General features: G+C 64.9%; 20 protein-coding genes. 9 read left to right on the forward strand and 11 right to left on the reverse strand.

What is annotated here, in order from left to right; translation table 11 throughout:
• Window positions 1-15 precede the first annotated feature (15 nt).
• The 5 genes from yidD to ACODTW_RS15430 all read right to left on the reverse strand — a co-directional run bounded on the left by yidD (window position 16) and on the right by ACODTW_RS15430 (window position 3,701).
• Window positions 16-297, reverse strand: a complete 282-nt coding sequence (gene yidD, locus ACODTW_RS15410) for a membrane protein insertion efficiency factor YidD (protein WP_488946931.1) — start codon at window positions 295-297, stop codon at window positions 16-18.
• Entirely contained in the window at window positions 294-743 is a 450-nt protein-coding gene (gene rnpA / locus ACODTW_RS15415) for a ribonuclease P protein component (protein WP_488946932.1), read from the reverse strand. Before rnpA ends, yidD begins: the two co-directional genes overlap by 4 nt.
• 10 nt (window positions 744-753) lie before the next feature.
• The gene (gene rpmH / locus ACODTW_RS15420; protein WP_029013881.1) at window positions 754-888 is read right to left on the reverse strand and encodes a 50S ribosomal protein L34; all 135 of its coding nucleotides are present in this window, start codon (window positions 886-888) and stop codon (window positions 754-756) included.
• Between the two features lie 151 nt (window positions 889-1,039).
• The gene (locus tag ACODTW_RS15425) at window positions 1,040-2,515 is read right to left on the reverse strand and encodes a methyl-accepting chemotaxis protein (RefSeq protein WP_488946933.1); all 1,476 of its coding nucleotides are present in this window, start codon (window positions 2,513-2,515) and stop codon (window positions 1,040-1,042) included.
• Between the two features lie 220 nt (window positions 2,516-2,735).
• Complete coding sequence (locus tag ACODTW_RS15430) at window positions 2,736-3,701, reverse strand: pseudouridine-5'-phosphate glycosidase (protein WP_488946934.1); 966 nt, start codon at window positions 3,699-3,701, stop codon at window positions 2,736-2,738.
• A gap of 186 nt (window positions 3,702-3,887) precedes the next feature.
• Between ACODTW_RS15430 and ACODTW_RS15435 the strand changes: the two genes are divergently transcribed.
• Together ACODTW_RS15435 and ACODTW_RS15440 are read left to right on the forward strand one after the other, a co-directional pair.
• Window positions 3,888-4,853: an NAD(P)H-dependent flavin oxidoreductase gene (locus ACODTW_RS15435; RefSeq protein WP_488946935.1), complete on the forward strand. Its 966-nt coding sequence runs from the start codon at window positions 3,888-3,890 to the stop codon at window positions 4,851-4,853.
• A 40-nt stretch (window positions 4,854-4,893) separates the two neighbouring features.
• On the forward strand, window positions 4,894-5,583 hold the full coding sequence (locus ACODTW_RS15440) for a sensor histidine kinase (RefSeq protein ID WP_488946936.1): 690 nt from the start codon (window positions 4,894-4,896) through the stop codon (window positions 5,581-5,583).
• Here ACODTW_RS15440 and ACODTW_RS15445 read toward each other — a convergent pair whose 3' ends face one another.
• Window positions 5,584-6,060 carry an OsmC family protein gene (locus tag ACODTW_RS15445; protein ID WP_488946937.1) on the reverse strand — a complete coding sequence of 159 codons (477 nt, stop codon included), beginning with the start codon at window positions 6,058-6,060 and terminating at the stop codon, window positions 5,584-5,586.
• Window positions 6,061-6,165: 105 nt separating this feature from the next.
• Entirely contained in the window at window positions 6,166-6,936 is a 771-nt protein-coding gene (locus ACODTW_RS15450; protein WP_488946949.1) for a substrate-binding periplasmic protein, read from the reverse strand.
• On the opposite strand from ACODTW_RS15450, the gene ACODTW_RS15455 reads away from it, so the two are divergent.
• The 3 genes from ACODTW_RS15455 to ACODTW_RS15465 all read left to right on the forward strand — a co-directional run bounded on the left by ACODTW_RS15455 (window position 6,866) and on the right by ACODTW_RS15465 (window position 9,109).
• The gene (locus tag ACODTW_RS15455; protein ID WP_488946950.1) at window positions 6,866-7,183 is read left to right on the forward strand and encodes a hypothetical protein; all 318 of its coding nucleotides are present in this window, start codon (window positions 6,866-6,868) and stop codon (window positions 7,181-7,183) included. The two genes, ACODTW_RS15450 and ACODTW_RS15455, sit on opposite strands and share 71 nt — an antisense overlap.
• A gap of 31 nt (window positions 7,184-7,214) precedes the next feature.
• Window positions 7,215-8,279, forward strand: coding sequence for a dihydroorotase (gene pyrC / locus ACODTW_RS15460; protein ID WP_488946938.1), 1,065 nt, complete (start codon window positions 7,215-7,217; stop codon window positions 8,277-8,279).
• A 152-nt stretch (window positions 8,280-8,431) separates the two neighbouring features.
• Window positions 8,432-9,109: an orotate phosphoribosyltransferase gene (locus ACODTW_RS15465; protein WP_488946939.1), complete on the forward strand. Its 678-nt coding sequence runs from the start codon at window positions 8,432-8,434 to the stop codon at window positions 9,107-9,109.
• A 77-nt stretch (window positions 9,110-9,186) separates the two neighbouring features.
• Here ACODTW_RS15465 and ACODTW_RS15470 read toward each other — a convergent pair whose 3' ends face one another.
• Window positions 9,187-9,804 carry a hypothetical protein gene (locus ACODTW_RS15470; protein ID WP_488946940.1) on the reverse strand — a complete coding sequence of 206 codons (618 nt, stop codon included), beginning with the start codon at window positions 9,802-9,804 and terminating at the stop codon, window positions 9,187-9,189.
• A 185-nt stretch (window positions 9,805-9,989) separates the two neighbouring features.
• Window positions 9,990-11,705, reverse strand: coding sequence for a methyl-accepting chemotaxis protein (locus ACODTW_RS15475; RefSeq protein ID WP_488946941.1), 1,716 nt, complete (start codon window positions 11,703-11,705; stop codon window positions 9,990-9,992).
• Between the two features lie 495 nt (window positions 11,706-12,200).
• Here ACODTW_RS15475 and ACODTW_RS15480 point away from each other — a divergent pair, with 495 nt between their 5' ends.
• Window positions 12,201-12,518: a hypothetical protein gene (locus ACODTW_RS15480; protein WP_488946942.1), complete on the forward strand. Its 318-nt coding sequence runs from the start codon at window positions 12,201-12,203 to the stop codon at window positions 12,516-12,518.
• Between the two features lie 21 nt (window positions 12,519-12,539).
• Here the strand turns inward: ACODTW_RS15480 and ACODTW_RS15485 are convergent, their stop codons facing one another.
• Together ACODTW_RS15485 and ACODTW_RS15490 are read right to left on the reverse strand one after the other, a co-directional pair.
• Entirely contained in the window at window positions 12,540-13,823 is a 1,284-nt protein-coding gene (locus tag ACODTW_RS15485) for a serine hydrolase domain-containing protein (RefSeq protein WP_488946943.1), read from the reverse strand.
• Window positions 13,824-13,848: 25 nt separating this feature from the next.
• The gene (locus ACODTW_RS15490; protein ID WP_488946944.1) at window positions 13,849-14,268 is read right to left on the reverse strand and encodes an RT0821/Lpp0805 family surface protein; all 420 of its coding nucleotides are present in this window, start codon (window positions 14,266-14,268) and stop codon (window positions 13,849-13,851) included.
• A 365-nt stretch (window positions 14,269-14,633) separates the two neighbouring features.
• Here ACODTW_RS15490 and ychF point away from each other — a divergent pair, with 365 nt between their 5' ends.
• The 3 genes from ychF to ACODTW_RS15505 all read left to right on the forward strand — a co-directional run bounded on the left by ychF (window position 14,634) and on the right by ACODTW_RS15505 (window position 19,417).
• On the forward strand, window positions 14,634-15,731 hold the full coding sequence (gene ychF, locus ACODTW_RS15495) for a redox-regulated ATPase YchF (RefSeq protein WP_488946945.1): 1,098 nt from the start codon (window positions 14,634-14,636) through the stop codon (window positions 15,729-15,731).
• Between the two features lie 255 nt (window positions 15,732-15,986).
• Window positions 15,987-17,291 carry a hypothetical protein gene (locus ACODTW_RS15500; protein WP_488946946.1) on the forward strand — a complete coding sequence of 435 codons (1,305 nt, stop codon included), beginning with the start codon at window positions 15,987-15,989 and terminating at the stop codon, window positions 17,289-17,291.
• A gap of 251 nt (window positions 17,292-17,542) precedes the next feature.
• Window positions 17,543-19,417 (forward strand): autotransporter domain-containing protein, encoded by a 1,875-nt coding sequence (locus ACODTW_RS15505; protein ID WP_488946947.1) that lies wholly within the window; start codon window positions 17,543-17,545, stop codon window positions 19,415-19,417.
• Window positions 19,418-19,554: the final 137 nt, after the last annotated feature.

Here is a 19,554-nt window from a genome sequence, read left to right on the forward strand (position 1 = left end):
GAAAACGGCGGGCGATCAATGCCCGCCGCAACATTTTCCATCCGCCGCATGCCCGGGACGGGTGGGCGGGTGCCGGGGCGGCACCGGGTCATACCCTTCTCCGCCCCACGGATGACAGCGCGCCAGACGCCGCAGGGACAGATATCCACCCCGGATCGCCCCATGCGTGCCCAGCGCTTGCAGCGCATAATGTGAGCACGAAGGGTGGAACCTGCAACGGGGCGGCCCCAGAAAAGGCCGCACGCCCCAGCGGTAGCCAAGCACAAAAGCCCGGAGCAGCCAGGCCGCCGGGCTCATGCTTGTCGGTCCTGCGCCGGGGACTGGCCCTCCGGCTGACCAGCAGGCGATTCGGCCTCCGGCTGGCGCGGACGCCAGGCCTTCAGCTTCTTCAGCGCCTGCTTGAGATCGGCCTTCAGGTCGGCATAGGGGCGACGGACCGTTTCCGACCGTGCCACCAGCACGAAATCATGACCGGGGGCAGCGTTGGGTGCCAGCACCTCTGCCAGCGCCGCGCGCAAACGACGACGGGCGCGGTTTCGTTCAACCGCGCCGCCGACTTTCTTGCTGGCTGTCAGGCCGATCCGCACCGGCGGCTCGCCGGGGTTCGGGTGCTGCCGCTCGTCATGGGCGCGGGCCTGAAGGATCAGGCCCGGCGTGGCCCACTTGCGACGGGCGCCCGCAACGGCCAGAAATTCCGGCCGCCGTGTCAGGCGCCCCACCTTGGCCTTGGCCGGGGGCGCCATGCCGGTATCCTCAGGCGCTCAGCTTCTTGCGGCCCTGGGCGCGGCGCTTGTTGATGATGTTGCGCCCAGCGACGGTGGCCATGCGGGCACGGAAACCATGACGGCGGGCACGCACGATCTTGGAGGGCTGGAAGGGACGCTTCACGGTACTTACTCCGGTCTTGGATTACTCAGTTCGAAAACGAAGCGTGGTCTATAGTGGCGAAGAGGTTGAGAGTCAACGGGGGACAGGCACCACGGCTGCAACCCTGCCCAACGGCGGGGCCGGCGACGTATCTGCCGCCGGCCCCGCATGGTCAGCGCACCAGCACCTCGGCAGCGTCCCGGGTCTTGGTCACCGATTGCGCCACCTCGATGACGGCACCGGAGATACCGGCAATGTTGCTGGAGACGGTCGCAACCGCACCGGATACACGCCGCATATTGTCGGACATGCCGCGGGTCACAGCACTCTGTTCCTCCACCGCGGATGCCGTCGTCGTCACCAGTTCGCGCACGGACTGCACGGCGTCGCGGATGGCACCCAATGCATCTGCGACTTCGCGCGATGTCGATTGAATGCCATCAATTTCGCCCGAAATCTGCTCCGTTGCCCGCGCGGCCTGACTGGCGAGGTTTTTCACCTCAGACGCAACCACGGCGAAGCCACGCCCTGCGTCACCGGCCCGCGCCGCCTCGATCGTGGCGTTCAGGGCCAGGAGGTTGATCTGGCCGGCAATATTCTGGATCAGGGCAACAATGCCGTTCATGGCCTCAGCAGCCTTGGTCAGGCGACCGGTACTGCTGCCCGCGGCTTCGGCACGGCTATAGACGCTGTCCGCCGCGTCCCTGGACTTCACCATGCTGCGGGCAATTTCGTCGACGGAGGAGGCCAGGTCGCTGGTGCCATCAGCAGCAGCCTGCACATTCTGCCTCGCCTCCTCGGCAGCCGTCCCCGCGTTTGACGCCTGTTGGCGGGACTTGCCGATCTCACGGTCGATCTCGCCGAAATTCTGATCAATCAACGACTTGAGATTGCTCAGCAAGGTAATCTGGGGCGTGATGTCGGTGGCGAACTTCACGATCTTGGCAACTTTGCCAGAACTGTCGATGATGGGATTGTAGGCGCCTTCGATCCAGACCACACGGCCGTTCTTGCCGATGCGCTTGAACTGCGCTGCCTGGAATTCACCGGCGCGCAACCGATCCCAGAACTGCCGGTAATCGCTGCTTTCCCGATAATCGGGCTCCACAAACATGCTGTGATTGCGGCCCTGAATTTCCTCCAGCCGATATCCCATGGAGTTCAGGAAATTGTCATTGGCACCAAGGACGTTGCCATTGACATCGAATTCAATGACGGCTTGGGTACGGTTCAGCGCCACCAGCTGCGCCGCATAGTCCAGATTGAGCAGCCTTTCCTCTGCATTCGCCCATTCGACGGCATATCCGATCTTGCTGGCACCGTCATAGAGCGGCGTCACCAGCAGGTCGAAAGCACGCTTGCCGACCCTGATCGTCGCATTATGGGGACTGGAAAGGCTGGTCAGCATCCGGCGCTGACGCTCCGGATTTTTGTGAAACACATCAATATTGCTGCCGATCAAAGTGTCGACATTGAAAAGCGGCAATTCCTTTTTCAGATCTGCCTCGGCATCGCGCATCAAGCGGATAACTGATGGATTCATATAAGTGATGTTGAAGTTCTGGTCCGCGATCATCACATTTGTTTTAAGCGCGTTCAGCGCAATGATGCGTTTTTTGTCCTCAGCATTCTTTGTCCATCCGAACATGCTCCGCCCCCCATCCCAATCCCGGCCTTAAACACTTCTAGATAGTTAACACGGGCAACCATCGGGGACGTTTGAAATAACGGTCATATATACGTCCGCATAGACGTAACGAAATGCGTCTGGATGGCACTTGAAAACGATTGCAAGATCATGTCGGGTTATGGGTTTCGGTCCTGGTGACGCCAACCCGGCGCCACCACGACCCGATCACCGGCCCGGCTCAATAACCCGGCGGGCGCTTGGTCGTCTGCACCTTCTTGGGCAGGGTAAATTCCGATTTCTGCGCCGCATAGGCCACGGCGATGCGGGCCCCCACCTTGGCATTGTTCAGCAGCAGGGCGCGGTTGGCGGCCAGGCTGGCGCCGTCGGTCAATTCCTCCATCCGCTTCAGCAGGAAGGGGGTCAGTGCCTTGCCGCGCACGCCCTGGGCCTCGGCCTCGCCCACGGCCTGGGCGATGGCGGCTTCCACGGCTTCGGCATCCAGGGCGGCGTCAGCCGGAATCGGCACGCCGATGACCACGCCGCCGCCCAGGCCCAGCTGCCACTTGGCCCGCAGCACGCGCGCCACCTCGTCTGCCGAATCGCAGCGGCCGTCCACGGGCAACGGCAGGCTGGCCGTATAGAAGGCGGGGAAACGGTCGGTGCCGAAACCGATGACGGGCACGCCCTTGGTTTCCAGATATTCCAGGGTGCGCGGCAGGTCCAGGATGGCCTTGGCCCCGGCGCAGACGACGGCCACGTCCGTGCCGGCCAGTTCCTCCAGGTCGGCGGAGATGTCCAGCGTCGTCTCCACCCCGCGATGCACGCCACCGATCCCGCCCGTGGCGAAGATGGCGATCCCGGCCAACGCCGCCCCGATCATGGTGGCGGCCACAGTCGTGGCACCATCGGCCCCCTGGGCCAGCGCCAGCGGCAGATCGCGGCGGCTGACCTTGCGCACGCCGGGCTGTGCCAGACGTTCAATATCCTCTGCCGTCAGGCCCACGCGGATGCGGCCATCCAGCACGGCGATGGTGGCGGGCACCGCCCCTTCCGCCCGGATGGCGGCTTCCAGGGCGTTCGCCACCTCGACATTGGCGGGATAGGGCAGGCCATGGCTGATGACGGTCGATTCCAGTGCCACGACGGGACGGCCGGCCTTCAACGCCGCCGCGACTTCGGGATGGATCGAAAGAAAATCCTGCATTGCCCTGCCCTTTCGGTTCAATGCGGCGGAGAATGCAACGCCGGTTGACCCCTTGCAACGCAAGCCATAGGGGGGGCCGCCATGCGCGCCGCAGCAGGATTGTGGCGACATACGAACGAGCGTGCTAAAAATCCAGCGACCAATCAACCCGCCACATGAAGGCGGCCCAGCGGAGGAATGACCAAGATGCCCATGCCCAGCCTGTTCCAGGGAAAGCTCTCGCTGCCCGTCATCGCCTCGCCGATGTTCATTGTCAGCTATCCCGATCTGGTGCTGGCCGAATGCAAGGCTGGGATCGTGGGCACCTTCCCCAGCCTGAATGCGCGCCAGCCCGAACAGCTGGACGAATGGCTGGGCCGGATCACGGCCGATCTGGCGGCCCACGCCGCCGCCCATCCGGGCCAGCCGGTGGCCCCCTTCGGCGTCAACCTGATCGTCCACCGCTCCAACAGCCGCCTGCAGGGCGATACCGAGCTGCTGGTCAAGCACAAGGTGCCGCTGGTCATCACCTCGGTCGGGGCGCCGGTAGGCATTGTCGATGCCATCCATTCCTATGGCGGTCTGGTTTTCCACGATGTCACCAATGTGCGCCACGCCCGGAAGGCGCTGGAAGCGGGGGTTGACGGGCTGATCCTGGTCGCGGCCGGGGCCGGCGGCCATGCCGGCACCACCTCGCCCTTCGCGCTGCTGGCGGAAGTGCGGGCATTTTTCGACGGCCCCATCGCCCTGGCCGGTGCCATTTCATCGGGCCGGGAAGTGCGCGCGGCGGAGGTGCTGGGCGCGGACTTCGCCTATGTCGGCACCCGCTTCATCGCCACGGCAGAGGGCAATGCCCCGGCCGAGTATAAGCAGATGCTGATCGACCATGGCGCGGCCGACATCGTCTATACGCCGATGTTCAGCGGCATTCCCGGCAATTACCTGGCCCCCAGTGTCGCCGCCAACGGCCTGGACCCGGCCGCCATCGCCGGCGGCAAGGCCGACCCCAACCTGACGATCGAGGATTGGTCGAAGAAGAAGGCCTGGAAGGACATCTGGTCCGCCGGCCAGGGCATCGGTTCCATCCACGACGCGCCCACGGTGGCCGACCTTGTTGAACGCATGCGGGAGGAGTACCGCGCCGCCGCCGCGACCCCAGCCACCTTCCTGTAATCGTCTGCTGCTCTGCCTGTTATGCTAGGGTCCGCCGTCCATGAACCGCGGACCCTTTGCCATGACCGATCCCATCGACCCCGTTCAGCTGCTGGCCGCCGTCAGCCACGATCTGCGTCAGCCGGTGCAGGCCATGCGGCTGTTCCTGCATCTGTTGCAGGGCAAGCTGACCGATCCGAAGCAGGTTGAGCTGGCCGACCGTCTGGAAGAAGCGATGGAGATCGGGGCGGCCCAGATGGATGGTGTGCTGACCCTGGCCAATCTGGCGGCCGGAAGGGTGCGGGTGCGACGGGAACGGGTGGCGCTGGGGCCTTTGGTCGTGCATGCCGTTGGGGAACTGACGCCACGCGCCCGGGCCGCGGGCATGGATCTGCGCGCCTTGCCCTGCGGCCTGTCGGTGGTCAGTGACCCGGTCCTGCTGGACCGACTTCTTCGCACGCTGATCGACAACGCCATCAACCACGCGCCGCCGGGGCGCCGTATCCTGGTCGGTGTGCGTCGGGCGGGCGGGCCATCCCTGCTGGTCGCGGATGACGGCCCCGGAATCCCGCAGGACCAGCATGCCCTGGTCCTGTCGCCCGGCGGTCGGCTGGAGGATCGGCCCGGCCCGGCCCGGCGCGGGCTGGGGCTGGGGCTGGCCATCTGCCAGCAGATCGCCCGGACGCTGGGGCACGGGCTGGAACTGGGCGGCGCACGCGGACTGACGGTCACGGTGCGATTCGGGGGATGATCACGACCCGGATATGATCTCCGGCTCTGCCGCCACCGGGAAATTCACCGAGCGGGCGATGAAGCACATCTCATGCGCCGTGTGGTGCAGGTGGCGCGCCTTCTCTGCGTCGCCGCCGGCAGCGATGGTAACCCGCGGGCGCAGGACGACGCGGGTGAACTGCCCCGCCCCGCCCTGTTCCTCCGCCATCCAGCCTTCGGCATGGTCGACATAGTCGGTCACGATGATGCCCGCCCCGGCGCAGAGCGACAGGTACCAGAGCTTGTGACAGGCCGACAGCGACGCGACCAGCAGGTCTTCCGGATTCCAGCGGTCCGGATCGCCGCGGAAGGCGGGATCGGACGATCCCGCAATGGTCGGCTTGGTTCCGGCCGAAATCTCATGCGCACGGCTATAGGCTCGATAACCGCTGGTGCCCGTCCCCTGATTGCCCGTCCAGGTGACGGTGACAGCATAATGATGATCCTTGCCCGACATCTCTCTGTTCCCTGGTTCGACGATGAGCCGTCTGACCATACGCCCATGCCGGGGCCGACATGGGGATGATCGGACAGGATGGCATGGTGCCAGTCCGCAGACGGGTCATGGTTCGGGCGCGAACTGATGACCGCGTTGCGCCACCTCTGTCCGCATCCCGGGTAACGGTTTGTTCCGGACAAGCAGTTCCACATAGCGGGGCCCGCGCAGCAGCACCTCATAAGCCGCTTCGAACGCCTGGCGCTGCGGACTGGCCGCGAAGGTCCGCGAAAATCCCATATAGGAGCGCTGCGTCGACAGGGCGGGGCCGACCGGCAGGAAGCGTGCCTCCCGCCGTTCTTCCTGGAATCGGGCCACCGCGCGGGCGTGGGCGGCCACGGCATCCAGCCGGCCCGACAGCAGCAGGTTCAGCGCCAGATCGACATTGCGCACATTTTCGACCGTCACATCGCGCCAACCTTCCAGCCCGCCCCCCACAGCCCAGCCCAAGGGCACACCGATGCGCTGCGGCGGCTTGTCCGGCAGGATGCCGTCATCCAGCCGGGCCAGTCGGAACAGCCACATCTGGTCGACATAGAAATGCTCGCGGCTGAACACCATCCAGGTGGCGCGTTCCGGCGTGTAGAAGGGGCCGATCAGGATGTCGGCCTGACCCATCTCCACTTCCTTCTGCGCGCGGGGCCACGGATATTGCTGGAAATTGCAGGAAAGATGGGCGTCATCACAGGCCATGCGCGCAAGCTCGGCCCCGATTCCCCGCTCGCATGCCAGGCCGTCCGATACGAAGGGAAGCGGACCGCAAACGATGGTGACAGCCCTGGACGTATCGCCAGACGGCGCGTTTTCCCCGGCCCCGGCCGTTGACACCGGCAGCATCAGCAAGGACAGCACCGGCAAGCCGGTCAATAAAAGCCGCAGGACGCGGCCGACAGCACGCAACAACGACACCTGCCAGTCGGGGGCGAACGGGCGGACCGTCCGATCCACCCGGCGCCACAACGCCGGGCAGATCAAAGCCTATGGCGGTTCAACCGTGGCGGTCAACGGGATTGGCCGCCCCCTTCCCGTGACGCAAGCCGGGCCTTCCGTGCCGACGCTTGAGCGCCGGCGCCTTTGGCCCTAGACATCGGGCAACCGCCAGGGGACAGACCGTCATGACCGCATCCGCCCAGGACAGAACGCAACGCCTGACCATCCGCCGCCCGGACGATTGGCACCTGCATCTGCGCACCGGGGCGATGCTGCGCGCCGTGCTGCCGCATTCGGCAGCACAGCTGGGCCGGGCCATCGTCATGCCCAATCTGGTGCCGCCGGTGGTCACGGCCGCCCAGGCCGAAACATACCGACAGGAAATCCTGGCCGCCCGCCCGGCCGGCAGCCGGTTCCAGCCGCTGATGACGGCCTATCTGACCGACGGCACCGACGCCGACGATCTGGAAGCGGGCAAGAAGGCCGGCATCTTCACGGCCGTGAAGATGTATCCCGCCCACGCCACCACCAATTCCGCGCACGGCGTCACCGACCTGGACAAGGTAGCCCCGGCCCTGGACCGCATAGCCAAGGTCGGCCTGCCGCTGCTGGTGCATGGGGAGGTGACGGACCAGAAGGTTGATATCTTCGACCGTGAAGCCGTGTTCATTGACACGGTCCTGCCCAGGATCATGGACCGCCATCCCGATCTGAAGATCGTGCTGGAGCATATCACGACGGCCGAAGGCGTGGCCGTGGTGCGCAAATTCGGGCCGACGGGCAATCTCGCCGCGACCATCACCGCCCACCACCTGATGATCAACCGGTCCAGCATCTTCGCCGGTGGCATCCGCCCGCATCTCTATTGCCTGCCCATTGCCAAGCGGGAGACGCACCGGCTGTCGCTGCGTGCCGCCGCGATCTCGGGCGAACCCTGGTTCTTCCTGGGCACCGACAGCGCCCCGCACCCGATCGGCGCCAAGGAGACGGCATGCGGCTGCGCCGGCATCTACACCGCCGCCACGGCCATCGAACTTTATGCCCAGGTCTTCGACGAGGAAGGCGCACTGGACAAGCTGGAGGGATTCGCCAGCCTGCATGGCCCCGCCTTCTACGGGCTTCCTGTCAATGACGACACCATCACCCTGGAGAAGAGCGGCCTGATCGTGCCCGACATCCTGGATGTCGACACCAAGGCCGCCGTGCTGCCTTTCCGGTCCGGCGAACGCCTGGACTGGCGCCTGGTCTGATACCAGCTGCATTTGATCGTAACCGATCGAATGCAGCTTCTTGTTCCCTCAAGCGCCGGGCCGGCCGTCGCCGGCCCCCCAAGGGCATGAGTCAGAAACTCATACCCTTGGTATGATCCGTCTTCCCATCCACGGCCCTCGCAGGAAAAGCCATGATCGACGCCGCCACCGCCGCCACCCAGACGGCCCGCATCCTGATCGAGACCAAGTCGGTCCTGTTCAACGCGGAGAAGCCGTTCATCTTCACCAGCGGTCGCGCCAGCCCGGTCTATATCGACTGCCGCAAGCTGATCAGCTTCCCGCGCGCCCGTCGCTTCCTGATCCAGGCCGCCAAGGACCAGCTGTGCCGCGAAGCCGGGTTCGAGGCATTCGACGCCGTGGCCGGAGGCGAGACGGCCGGCATTCCCTATGCCGCCTTCGTGTCGGACGCCCTGGACCTGCCGATGCTGTATGTGCGCAAGAAGCCCAAGGGCTTCGGCCGCAATGCCCAGATTGAAGGCCAGCTGCTGGAAGGCCAGCGCGTGCTGCTGGTAGAGGATCTGGCCAGCGAGGGCGGATCAAAGATCAACTTCGTCAACGCGCTGCGTAATGCAGGCGCCATTGTCGAGCATATCTGGGTCGTCTTCCATTACGGCATCTTCCCGCAGTCGGAAGCGACCATGGCCGATATGGGCGTGAAGCTGCACGCACTGGCCACCTGGTGGGACGTGCTGCGCGTGGCGCGCGACGGTAACTATTTCGACGCCCACACCCTGGGCGAGGTGGAAAAGTTCCTGCACGCGCCGGAAGCCTGGTCGGCCAGCAATGGCGGCAACGAGACCAAGGCCTGATACCCTGTCCCGGTGATCGCAAACGATCACCGGGCTTCAATCGCCAGCGCCGCCATACCAATTCCCTGCGGCCGACCCTATCGTTCCAGGGCGGTCAGCACCATGTTGGCGGTCAGCACCCCCAACGGATGGCCCCCGGCCGGATCCGTCAGGGTGATGCTGACCGCCATCACATATTCATCAACCGATTCGTCATAGGCGGGCGGTTCCACGATCAGCGCCTCCGGACCGTCGGGAAAAGTGCGTTGATACTTTGTCTCATCCGACTGGTCATAATCACTGGACAGCCGGGTTGCCCCGACCAGCAGACCGCGATCATCCATCAGCATCACATCCGCAATCAGCGATGCCCGCGGCAGCCGCAGCAGTGACAGCTGACGTGAAATCGGGTTGGCCATGATGGCGTCCAGCAACGGGCCCCGGCCACGTTTGGCCTGTCGCCGCCAAGCCTCGTCCCGGCCGGCAATGTCGGCCACTGTCAGTCCGTCATTTTCTGCGCTGGCACGACGAAGCGCCCCCAATATCACCGGGTCGGCCAGCGCCTCCCGCGACAGGTCACGGATCACACGTTCCGCCTGTGCCCGCTGATCGGCGGCGCTGATCATCATGACCGGATCATTGCTGTCGGCGCAGACCGGCATGGTCACAGCCAGGGCCAGGGCCAATGGCAAAATCGCCCGGATGGATGCCGGCATCTTCCCCCCAACAGCGATGCGCACGCTTCATTCGTTAACCAAGACCTTAGCAACGGCTGCGCACCCACGCCAAGCGCCACACCCCTGCCTTCGATAAAAAAACCCCCATCCGGGTGGATGGGGGTTTTCGCGCGGGAGAAGGCGACAGAGGCACCCTGGCGGGGCACCCCTTGGTCAAATCCGGATCAGGCGCTGCGCACCTGGGCCAGGAAACGGTCCACCGTCGTGCCCAGATCGCCGGACTGACGGGCCATGTTGCGGGCAGCGGCCAGCATGTCGGTGGCCGAGGAACCGGTCTGATGGGCGACCTGCTCCAGGCTTTCGATGTTGCGAGTGACTTCCATCGTGCCCATGGAAGCCTGCTGCACGTTGCGGGCGATCTCCTTGGTGGCGGCGTCCTGCTCTTCGACGGCACCGGCCACCATTTCGGAGATGTCGTTGATCTCCGCAATGGTACGGCTGATGACGACGATGGCGTCGACGGCCTCCTTGGTGGCGTCCTGCATGGTAGTGATCTGGCTGGCGATCTCTTCCGTGGCCTTGGCCGTCTGATTGGCCAGCGACTTCACTTCGGAGGCCACGACGGCGAAGCCCTTGCCGGCCTCGCCGGCGCGCGCCGCTTCGATCGTGGCGTTCAAGGCCAGCAGATTGGTCTGGCTGGCAATGTCCGAGATCAGCTTCACGACGTCGCCAATCGACTGGGCACGCTGGGCCAGCGACTGCACGGTGCCGTTGGTCTTCTCTGCCGTCTTGGCGGCATCGCGGGCGATCTTGGCCGAGGTATTGACCTGGTTGGAAATCTCGGCCAGCGAACCGGCCAGTTCCTCGGTGGCGCTGGCCACCGATTGCACGTTGGCAGAAGCCTGCTGGGTGGCGGCGGCAACAGCGCTGGTCTGGGCGCGGCTTTCCTCGGCCGATGCCGACAGGCCTTCGGCCGTGGACTGCACCTGGCTGGAGGCACCGGACAGTTCGGCCACGACGCCCTTGACGGAGCTTTCGAAGTCGGCGGCCAGCCTCTCCATGGACGCCTTCTTTTCGATGGCGGCCTGACGCTCTGCCTCTTCCTGACGGCGACGCAGGTTCTCCACCTCCAGGGCGTTGTCCTTGAAGACCTGGACCGACTGGGCCATGGCGCCGATCTCGTCGCCACGATGGATGCCGGGGATCATGACCGACAGGTCGCCGGCGGCCAGCTTGGACATGGATTCCTGCATGCCCTTCAGCGGGCTGCCCACGATCTTGTGCAGCATCAGCACCAGAATGCCGATCAGCACCGCCAGCACGATGATGGCGATGATGACATTGCCCATGACCGCAGAGGAGATGGCCGACTGCACGTTGGCGCGGCTCCACGCCACGGTCAGCGTGCCGACCTGGTCGCGGTTGGCACCGGCACGGACCGGGGCCTGCGCGATCAGGAAATCGCCCAGATCCTGCACCTTCACTTCGGCGACAGTCTTTTCGATCTTGGCCTTGGTGAAGTCAAATCCGGCCATGCCCGCGGGCAGCGGCTTCTCCTTCGACGGATATTCGCTCAACACCTCGCCATCGGCATCCACCACCTTCACCGCCGACAGGCTGGTGCCCTTGGCCGTCGCGAGGTCGGCATAGCTGTCGGCGATGGCGTCCGCGTTCTTAAAGCGGACGGCGGCCGCCATCTGGGCCGCCATCATCTCCGTCACCTGGCTTTCCGACCGCGTCGAAAGGACCAGCATCGCGTCGCTCATCGACGAGGCACTGAGCCCGATGACCGCGCCCAGGCCGATAATCACGGGAACCGCGATGGAGAACGCAATCTTGCGGCTGATGGACCAGTTCCCAAACAACCCTCCCAGGCCGCCCGCAGAACCACCGGCGGCAGGCTTGCCGGCCGGTCGCATAGTCCGATTCAATGTGCTCATCTCGCTGAACCTCTCCTGTCCCTTCTCCGCACGCTACATCACTCTTTAACCTGCACCTTCAAGAAACGAACAACTGTTCGACCCAGATTTGTGCACCGCCACAAACGGCTGACGGGACCGACAACTACACGCGGTTGGATGAATGCTTGGATATATTGCATTTTACCAAATTGCCGCGCCTAACCTTTGGGGTTGGGATTGCCCCTTGCCCACGCGGCATACTTTCGCATAGGTATAGCCAAGCTTGTAAAGAAAATTTCGGCTGATTCACACATGATGCCCGGGATGGATCGCAAGCCGCATGACCATTATGGTTAACACCGAACCCGGCGGAGCGGTAATGGTTAATGCCAACGAATGGTTAAGGAATGGCCGCTAGAATCGGCGGTTGAAGAGCCCAGGGAGGGGCGCCGGCGGGGATCATCGTCCGTCGAATGATAGCCGTACATATGCATGCTTGCAGACAACAAGAAGTGGCTTCAGATAGGGGCTTGGATGATGAAGAAGATGTTTGTGCCGCTCGCGGGGGCGGTTTTCATGGTTACGGCGGGCGTGGCGCATGCTGAATGCACCCTCAAGGACCCACCGGTATTGCCCGATGGCGCGGCGGCGACGGAGCCGCAGATGATTGCCGCCCAGCAGTCGGTGAAGGCCTATGTAGCAGAGACCCAGGAATATCTGGCGTGCCTCGAATTCGAAGGCAAGGGCCGCGCCGGCGGCGACTGGACCAAGAAATACAACGAAGCGTCAACACGCATGGAGAAATTGGCAGCTGACTTCAATAAGCAGTTGCGCGCCTTCAAGTCCAAATGACGGTGACGGCAGCCCGCCCCGTTATGGTGACGGCGGCGGGCTTCCGACCGACGGCAGCGGGGGCAGCGGCTCCACGGTCACCTTCGGGATGGCCGGCGGCTTAACGATTGGCGGCATTTCCACCTGCCCGTTAAGGTCTTTCGCCTTGCGCACGCTCAGGCCGTTGCGCGACCGGAATTCAGCCGGCGGGGTCGTGATCGCCCTCGAAACAAGGTTGGGCAGGGCCGACTCGTCCCAATCAGTGGGAATCGGACCCAGGCGAAGAACCACCAGATCCCGCCCCTTGGAAACATAGAGACGTGCCCCGTCGGGTCCCGACCAGAAAATGGTATCGGCGTCGGCGAACGGCTTTTTGGCGCCATTACCGTTCTTTGCCTCGAACGGCCAAGCCAGGCGCGTGCGCCAGCCATCATGGCGTGAATGGGTGATCGGCCGCTCCATCTGATCCAGCCAGGGGGCGGGCACAAGCGCGGCCCCTCCGGCCATGCCACCTTCCAGCAGCAGCAGACCCGGCCGTAACCAGTCGCGCGCCGTTGCCTTCACGCAGCATTGCAGATAGGCCGCATTGTCGGCCGACCCCGCCGCCAGCACGCCGGGACGCGCGCCCAGCGGGCGCCACAGCTTTTCCGACAGCAGCTCGGCGACGGGCCGTCCGGCGGCGCGGGCCAGGACCAGACCCAGCACCTGCACCTCGAAACGGGTTGGCGCAAAGCGGCTGCCCGGTTCAGCACCGATTCCGGCCGACAGGGTCCAGGCGGCGGCATCGGCACCCGATGGTGCCGATGGCTGTTCCAGGCCACTTGTCCCTTCCAGCAGCTGTCGCACGGTCACGCGCCCGCGCGCATCGTCGGCCCATTCCGGCAGCCAGATTCCGATGCCGGTATCCAGCCCCGGAATGATGCCGTCGCGCAACGCCTGGCCGGTAAGCAGCACCATCAGTCCGGGCACCAGATCGGAGCCATCCAGCAGATCACCCGCCTGCGCATCCGGGGCATAAAGTTCAAGTTGCAGCGCCCCCGCCTGCCAGACGAGCAATGCCTTGCTGTTGCTGGTCCGCATGAAGGTCTGCAGCGCCTTCACACCGTCGGCCGACAGGACCCCGCTGTCAGGATCACCCATGGCCAGGACGGTGCCCGGCCCCGATGCCAGCGGCAGGTCGATGACGGGCGGCCCCACCGGCTTTTCCGGGACCAGGATGCCTGCGGGATCCGCCTGCTCCGGCCCCCGCAGACGCGTCCCCCACCACGCCAGCCCCAGGGCGGCGGTGGACAGAAGGACGGCGGCGATCAGGACAGGGCGGCGCATTACATCTCCAACAACAGAGCCCCGGTCAGGAACCGTGGCGGTAAAGCGGATAATCGCGGGCCTCGACCACTTCCCACACCCCGTCCGGCTGACGGCAGAGGAAGCCGGTCGCGTGCTGGTACATGTTTTCCAGAATCACCACCGAATGAAACTCACGGCAGGGGCGGTTCTTTCCGTCGTAACCGTCGCGCAGCACTTTTACCACGCCGCGCTTGCCCGTGATCGGGTTCGCCCAGCCGACGGGAAAATCCACCGGCTTGCCCCCCAGTTCACGCAATGCCCCCTGGAAACCGGCAATATCGCCCTCGTCCATCACGATGCCGGTCGGCTTGGCCGGCGGCGGCGGCGGCGGTGCCTCGACGGCCGGTGGCGGGGCCGGTGGCGGCTTGGTCTGGCAACCGGCCACAACCAGCATCAGGCAAATCATCCCCAGACGGCGCATCATTTCAGTCAAACCCGCGATAGACCCATGGAAGCTGGTTCTCTAGTGCCAAACCCCCGGGGCCCAAGGCAAGGACCATCCCCTGCCCCGCGATGATTTGGCCCGCCAAAGGTGGCGCAAGCGTGGCGGGCGGCCCGACGGTTCTGTGACATCGCTACGGCTATGACGGGATGCAATGCGCCCCCGAAGCGCTGCCTTCCTCAGGCGCCGGCGCCCACTACCGTGGGCTTGGCTTGCGCGCCACGGGGCGCGGGCCGGCCGTCGCCGGCCAAATGACGGGATGCAATGCGCCCCCGTCATTTGCTTTCCGTGCGCGGATGGCCGATAACCGGCGCAATCCTGAACCTTATTCGGCAAAGCATCGTCCCATGGGATTCAACTGCGGTATCGTCGGCCTGCCCAATGTCGGCAAGTCCACCCTGTTCAACGCGCTGACCAGCACGGCAGCGGCCGAGGCCGCGAACTACCCGTTCTGCACGATCGAGCCGAATGTCGGTCGCGTCGGTGTGCCCGACCCGCGCTTGGACAAGCTGGTCGAGATTGCCAAGTCCCAGAAGACCGTCCCCACGCAGCTTGAATTCGTAGACATCGCTGGCCTAGTCCGCGGCGCCTCCAAGGGTGAGGGCCTGGGCAACCAGTTCCTGGCCAATATCCGCGAGGTCGACGCCATCGTCCATGTGCTGCGCTGCTTCGAGGATGGCGACATCACCCATGTCGAAGGTTCCATCGAACCCGTCCGCGATGCCGAGACGGTGGAGACGGAACTGATGCTGGCCGACATGGACAGCCTGGAAAAGCGCCTGCCGCCGTTGCAGAAGAAGGCCAAGGGCGGCGATAAGGACGCCAAGGCCCTGTCCGAGCTGATGGAACGCGTACTGGCCGCCCTGCGCGACGGCAAGCCCGCCCGCAGCGTGGAGATCAGCAACGAGGAACGGGACGCCTTCAAGCAGATGGCCCTGCTGACGGGCAAGCCCGTGCTCTATGTCTGCAATGTCGAGGAGGCGTCGGCCGGCACGGGCAACGCACTCTCCGCCAAGGTGGCCGAAATGGCCGCCCGCCAGGGTGCCGCCAGCGTCGTCATCTCCGCCGCCATCGAAGCGGAGCTGTCGCAGCTGCCGACAGAGGACAAGCTGGAATACCTGTCCTCGCTGGGGCTGGAGGAGCCGGGCCTGAACCGCCTGATTCGCGCCGGCTACAGCCTGCTGGGCCTGCTGACCTTCTTCACTGTCGGTCCGAAGGAGGCCCGTGCCTGGACCGTGCGCAAGGGCGCCAAGGCCCCCGAGGCCGCCGGCGTCATCCATACCGATTTCGAGCGCGGCTTCATCAAGGCCGAGACCATCGACTATAACAGCTATGTCACCCTGGGCGGCGAGGTCGGCTGCAAGGAAGCCGGCAAGATGCGCATGGAAGGCAAGGAATACCTGGTCCAGGACGGCGACATCTTCCATTTCCGCTTCAACGTCTGAGCGCCGGCGCGGTTCCCCCGCGACGACCCTCACACTGCTTGCGAAAGCCCCGCCCGGCACGGCCGCGCGGGGCTTTTTGTTGCCGACCTGCAACCCGTTGCAACCACGCAAATACAGTTGACTCGTGTTTCGGTATCACGAATTAAGTAACTTATTGACCCTGTCGCGCGTTGGGATTAAGCCTGTTGAAACAGGGGCGCATTGACAGGAATGGTTCCGAATGGAACCGATCCCCAAATAAGAGGCATGCGTGCGATGAGTTCGCAGATTCTGACCTTTGACCGGTCCGGCCTGACCTTGCGGTCCGCCACCGGCCAATCCATTCCGTTGAATGATATCGACGTGTCGAACGTGCATCAGGTGGTGGCGGGCGACCTGTCGGGTGATGGCGTGGCTGACATCGTGGTGTCACGCGATGACGGCAGCTATGCCTGGTATGACGGGCAGCCGGGTGGCGGCGCGCCGGTGAAGCACAGCCTGGAATTCAGCCTGGCCGTGCCCGCCATGCTCGGCATCAGCCTGGTGACCGATCTGGTCGGGATCGCCGACGCCAATGGTGACGGCCGCAACGAAGTGGTGTTCAGCGCCTATACGCTCTACGACGACACCAAGTTCAGCCCCGGCGACGGCATGATGCATATCCTGCCGTTCCCTTATGGCAACGATGCCCTGCCCCCGGGTGAGGACGCTGCATCGGGTCCGATCAATTATGGCATCGCCATCGGGGAGCCCTATGGTTCCGGCAAGCCGCAGGGCATCGCCGTCGGCGAACCCTATGGCGCGGGTTCCGCCCCATCCATCGCCGTGGGTGAACCCTATGGCAGCCTGTTCCCCGGCTTTGATCCGTCGAAGATCAAGGTCGACCTGCACGGCATCCCGCTGGATACCGACGGCACCGTCTATGTCCGCGACCCGGCCGACGGACCGGTCAAGGATCCGGGCGGGCGCATGATGGAACCGGCCATGCAGTATTATGGCGTGGATACCAAGACCGGTGACATCTATGTCATCTGGGACAATCAGGATCGCAACCACGAGCTGGTGGCCTTCGGCAACCTGGATGCGCGCGGCGGCACGGACGTGCTGTTCCGTGACAAGACGACAGGCGAGCTGTTCGTGAAGAACGACCTGTCGGACCAGTTCTTCGTCACCGCCATGACGGCGGACAGCAATGTCAGTGTCGTTGACGTGGGCAACTTCCACGGCGACAACAGCCTGGACGAAATCCTGTTCTATGATGCAGGTACCCGTGAATTCAGCGTGTGGGTCCACCCGCCCTTCGACATCGCCACCTCCTACATGGCTGGCGTCGACTATTTCCAGACCCTGTTCAAGATGGACCGCGGCTGGGACTTTGCCGGCACCAGCGACATTGATGGCGACGGGATCAAGGACATCATCATCGCCAATGTCGGTGACTTCGCCGCCCATCAGAAGGGCTGGCAGGTGCCGGTCGCCTATTTCAGCTCGGCCAGCCAGGAACTGGTCGACCTGGGCAGTTTCGACCACACGTCCCTGGTGGGCATCGGCAATTTCTACGACGGCCCCAGCATTCTGTGATCATGGTCGCGGCGCCAAAGAGCCATTGAGCCGTTGACAGGAAGACGGGCGGTTCCATCCGGGACCGCCCGTTTTTGCGTCCCTGCCGTCATGATTGTGTCATGGAGGCCGCACGCGCGCGAATAATGCAGTTGCCGGACCGCCTTCCGTTACGTCACCCCCTTCCACCGGGTCAGGCCATTGGCTACCGTTGTCAGGTGCAGCAACGGGCCAAGCCTTAGAAATCGCCCGCCTGTGGGAGGAACAACCTGATGAATACCCGTCTTCTGGGTGGCACGGCGCTCGCCGCCATCCTGTCCCTGTCCGCCATTGCCGGCGTGGCGCCGGCCGCAAAGGCACAGCTGACCGACATCAGCTCCCTGATCGTCTTCGGCGACAGCCTGAGCGACACCGACAATCTCCGTTTTGTCAGCCCCACCAGCCGCCCCACCGCCCCCTATGTGAACGGCCGCTTCTCCAATGGCCCCGTCTGGGCCGAAGGTCTGGCCGCCAGCAATGGCTGGGCGTTGAGCAGCCGCGCCTTCGGTGGCGCCCGCGCCACCCGCACCTCACCCATCGACCTGACGGCACAGGTGGACACGTTCCTGACCGGCGGCACCAAGATTTCAGCCGACAGCCTGGTCGGCATCTGGATCGGCGGCAATGACTACATCGCCGTGCTGACGCAGCCGCAGTCCAACCCGACCGCCGCCGCGCAGGCCGCCGTCGCAGCCACGGCATCGGCCGTCACTACCCAGGCCGGGAAGCTGTATGGTGCCGGCGCCCGCCAGTTCGTGCTGGTCAACCTGCCGCCGCTGGGCTCCATCCCGCTGACCAGCGGTCTGTCGGCCAGCGACAAGGCCTCGGCCAACACCGTTTCCGACCTGCATGCCGAAGCCATCCGCGGGGCCGCCGCCGCCCTGCGCGCCCAGGGTGCCACCGTCACCGTGGTGGATGCCAAGGCCCTGTTCCAGGACATGCTGGCCAATGGCGCCACGTACGGCTTCTCCAACGTCACCGTTCCCTGCTATGCCCCCATCGGGCCCGGCGGGTCGCTGGTGGCCACGGGTGCCTGCGCCACGGCGGCCGGTGCGGCTTCCACCGTCTTCTTCGACGCCCTGCATCCGACGGCCGCGGCCCACGCCGTGGTGGCGCAGTTCGCCAATGGCACCCTGTCGGGCGCCTATGAGGCCCCGGCGGCCCTGGCCACCAGTTCCGAAGCGGCCCAGCGTCTGCTGGATCTGGCCAATGACGGTATCGCCGCCCGCATGTATGGCGTGCGCACGGGCCAAGGCTCGGTCAATGTGATCGGCGCCCAGGCCGGGCAGGACAACCGCGCCGGTCTGTTCACCTTCGGCAGCTACCTGAAGGGCAAACGCGACGCCATCGACGGCCAGTTCGGCTATGATTATGACGGTTTCAACGCCGGCATCGGCCTGGATTACCAGGTCGACAGCCATGTCGTCGCCGGTATCGCCGCCAGCTATGGCAAGGTCAACCTGGACACCGACGGCGATTACTCGTCGCTCGATGCCAAGGCCGTGAACCTGCAGGCCTATTTCACGGCGGCCGCCGATGACCTGTGGCTGGACGGCGTCCTGTCCTACAGCTTCGACGATTACAGCTCCGATCGCATCACGCGCTTCAACCCCTACCCGACGGCGTCGGGCGATTATAAGGGCAATACCTACGCCCTGGCCGGCACGGTGGGTTACACGCCCATCGCCGGTTCCTTCGCCATGGGCCCCGTGGTCAGCGTGCGCTATGCCCGCAGCCGCGTTGAAGGCTACAAGGAAAAGGGCGGTGGTCCGCTGGCCCTGACCTGGGATGACATCGAAGCCGAGAGCCTGGTCGGCAGCGTCGGCGGCCAGATCAGCGGCGTCGGCACCAGCGTCATCCCGCAGGTCCGTCTGGCCTATGAGCATGAGTTCAAGGGCGACAGCCGCGCCGTCGTCGGCCATTTCGCCAATGGCGAGATGGTCGGCACGGATCCGGGCGCCGGCAAGCGCGGCCGCGTCGCCATCGGCGCCAATCTGGTCACGGAAACGGCAGAGAATGTGTCGGTGTCGCTGGGCTATATCGGCCGCTTCGCCGGTGCGGAACGTCAGGACCATGCCCTGTCGGCCCATCTGAAGATCGGCTTCTGATCGGGCGGAGAGTTCAGCCGCCTCATGGAGCAAGGGCCGCGACGGTTCGCCGTCGCGGCCCTTTTCTTTGTCGCCTCGCGGCCCCGCCGCCGGCAGGCGGCGGCCGGTGCCAGCAGAAAGGGCCGCACCGGTCACCC

Source organism: Niveispirillum sp. FG148 (assembly GCF_057809655.1).

Coding starts and splice junctions, on each gene's coding strand:
- yidD (WP_488946931.1), bottom strand. CDS start 297: ATGAGCCCGGCGGCCTGGCTGCTCCGGGCTTTTGTGCTTGGCTACCGC.
- ACODTW_RS15440 (WP_488946936.1), top strand. CDS start 4,894: ATGAACCGCGGACCCTTTGCCATGACCGATCCCATCGACCCCGTTCAG.
- ACODTW_RS15425 (WP_488946933.1), bottom strand. CDS start 2,515: ATGTTCGGATGGACAAAGAATGCTGAGGACAAAAAACGCATCATTGCG.
- ACODTW_RS15490 (WP_488946944.1), bottom strand. CDS start 14,268: ATGATGCGCCGTCTGGGGATGATTTGCCTGATGCTGGTTGTGGCCGGT.
- ACODTW_RS15430 (WP_488946934.1), bottom strand. CDS start 3,701: ATGCAGGATTTTCTTTCGATCCATCCCGAAGTCGCGGCGGCGTTGAAG.
- ACODTW_RS15465 (WP_488946939.1), top strand. CDS start 8,432: ATGATCGACGCCGCCACCGCCGCCACCCAGACGGCCCGCATCCTGATC.
- ACODTW_RS15445 (WP_488946937.1), bottom strand. CDS start 6,060: ATGTCGGGCAAGGATCATCATTATGCTGTCACCGTCACCTGGACGGGC.
- ACODTW_RS15505 (WP_488946947.1), top strand. CDS start 17,543: ATGAATACCCGTCTTCTGGGTGGCACGGCGCTCGCCGCCATCCTGTCC.
- ACODTW_RS15485 (WP_488946943.1), bottom strand. CDS start 13,823: ATGCGCCGCCCTGTCCTGATCGCCGCCGTCCTTCTGTCCACCGCCGCC.
- ACODTW_RS15500 (WP_488946946.1), top strand. CDS start 15,987: ATGAGTTCGCAGATTCTGACCTTTGACCGGTCCGGCCTGACCTTGCGG.
- ACODTW_RS15435 (WP_488946935.1), top strand. CDS start 3,888: ATGCCCATGCCCAGCCTGTTCCAGGGAAAGCTCTCGCTGCCCGTCATC.
- ACODTW_RS15480 (WP_488946942.1), top strand. CDS start 12,201: ATGATGAAGAAGATGTTTGTGCCGCTCGCGGGGGCGGTTTTCATGGTT.
- rnpA (WP_488946932.1), bottom strand. CDS start 743: ATGGCGCCCCCGGCCAAGGCCAAGGTGGGGCGCCTGACACGGCGGCCG.
- ychF (WP_488946945.1), top strand. CDS start 14,634: ATGGGATTCAACTGCGGTATCGTCGGCCTGCCCAATGTCGGCAAGTCC.
- ACODTW_RS15455 (WP_488946950.1), top strand. CDS start 6,866: ATGGTGACAGCCCTGGACGTATCGCCAGACGGCGCGTTTTCCCCGGCC.
- ACODTW_RS15450 (WP_488946949.1), bottom strand. CDS start 6,936: ATGCTGCCGGTGTCAACGGCCGGGGCCGGGGAAAACGCGCCGTCTGGC.
- ACODTW_RS15470 (WP_488946940.1), bottom strand. CDS start 9,804: ATGCCGGCATCCATCCGGGCGATTTTGCCATTGGCCCTGGCCCTGGCT.
- ACODTW_RS15475 (WP_488946941.1), bottom strand. CDS start 11,705: ATGAGCACATTGAATCGGACTATGCGACCGGCCGGCAAGCCTGCCGCC.
- pyrC (WP_488946938.1), top strand. CDS start 7,215: ATGACCGCATCCGCCCAGGACAGAACGCAACGCCTGACCATCCGCCGC.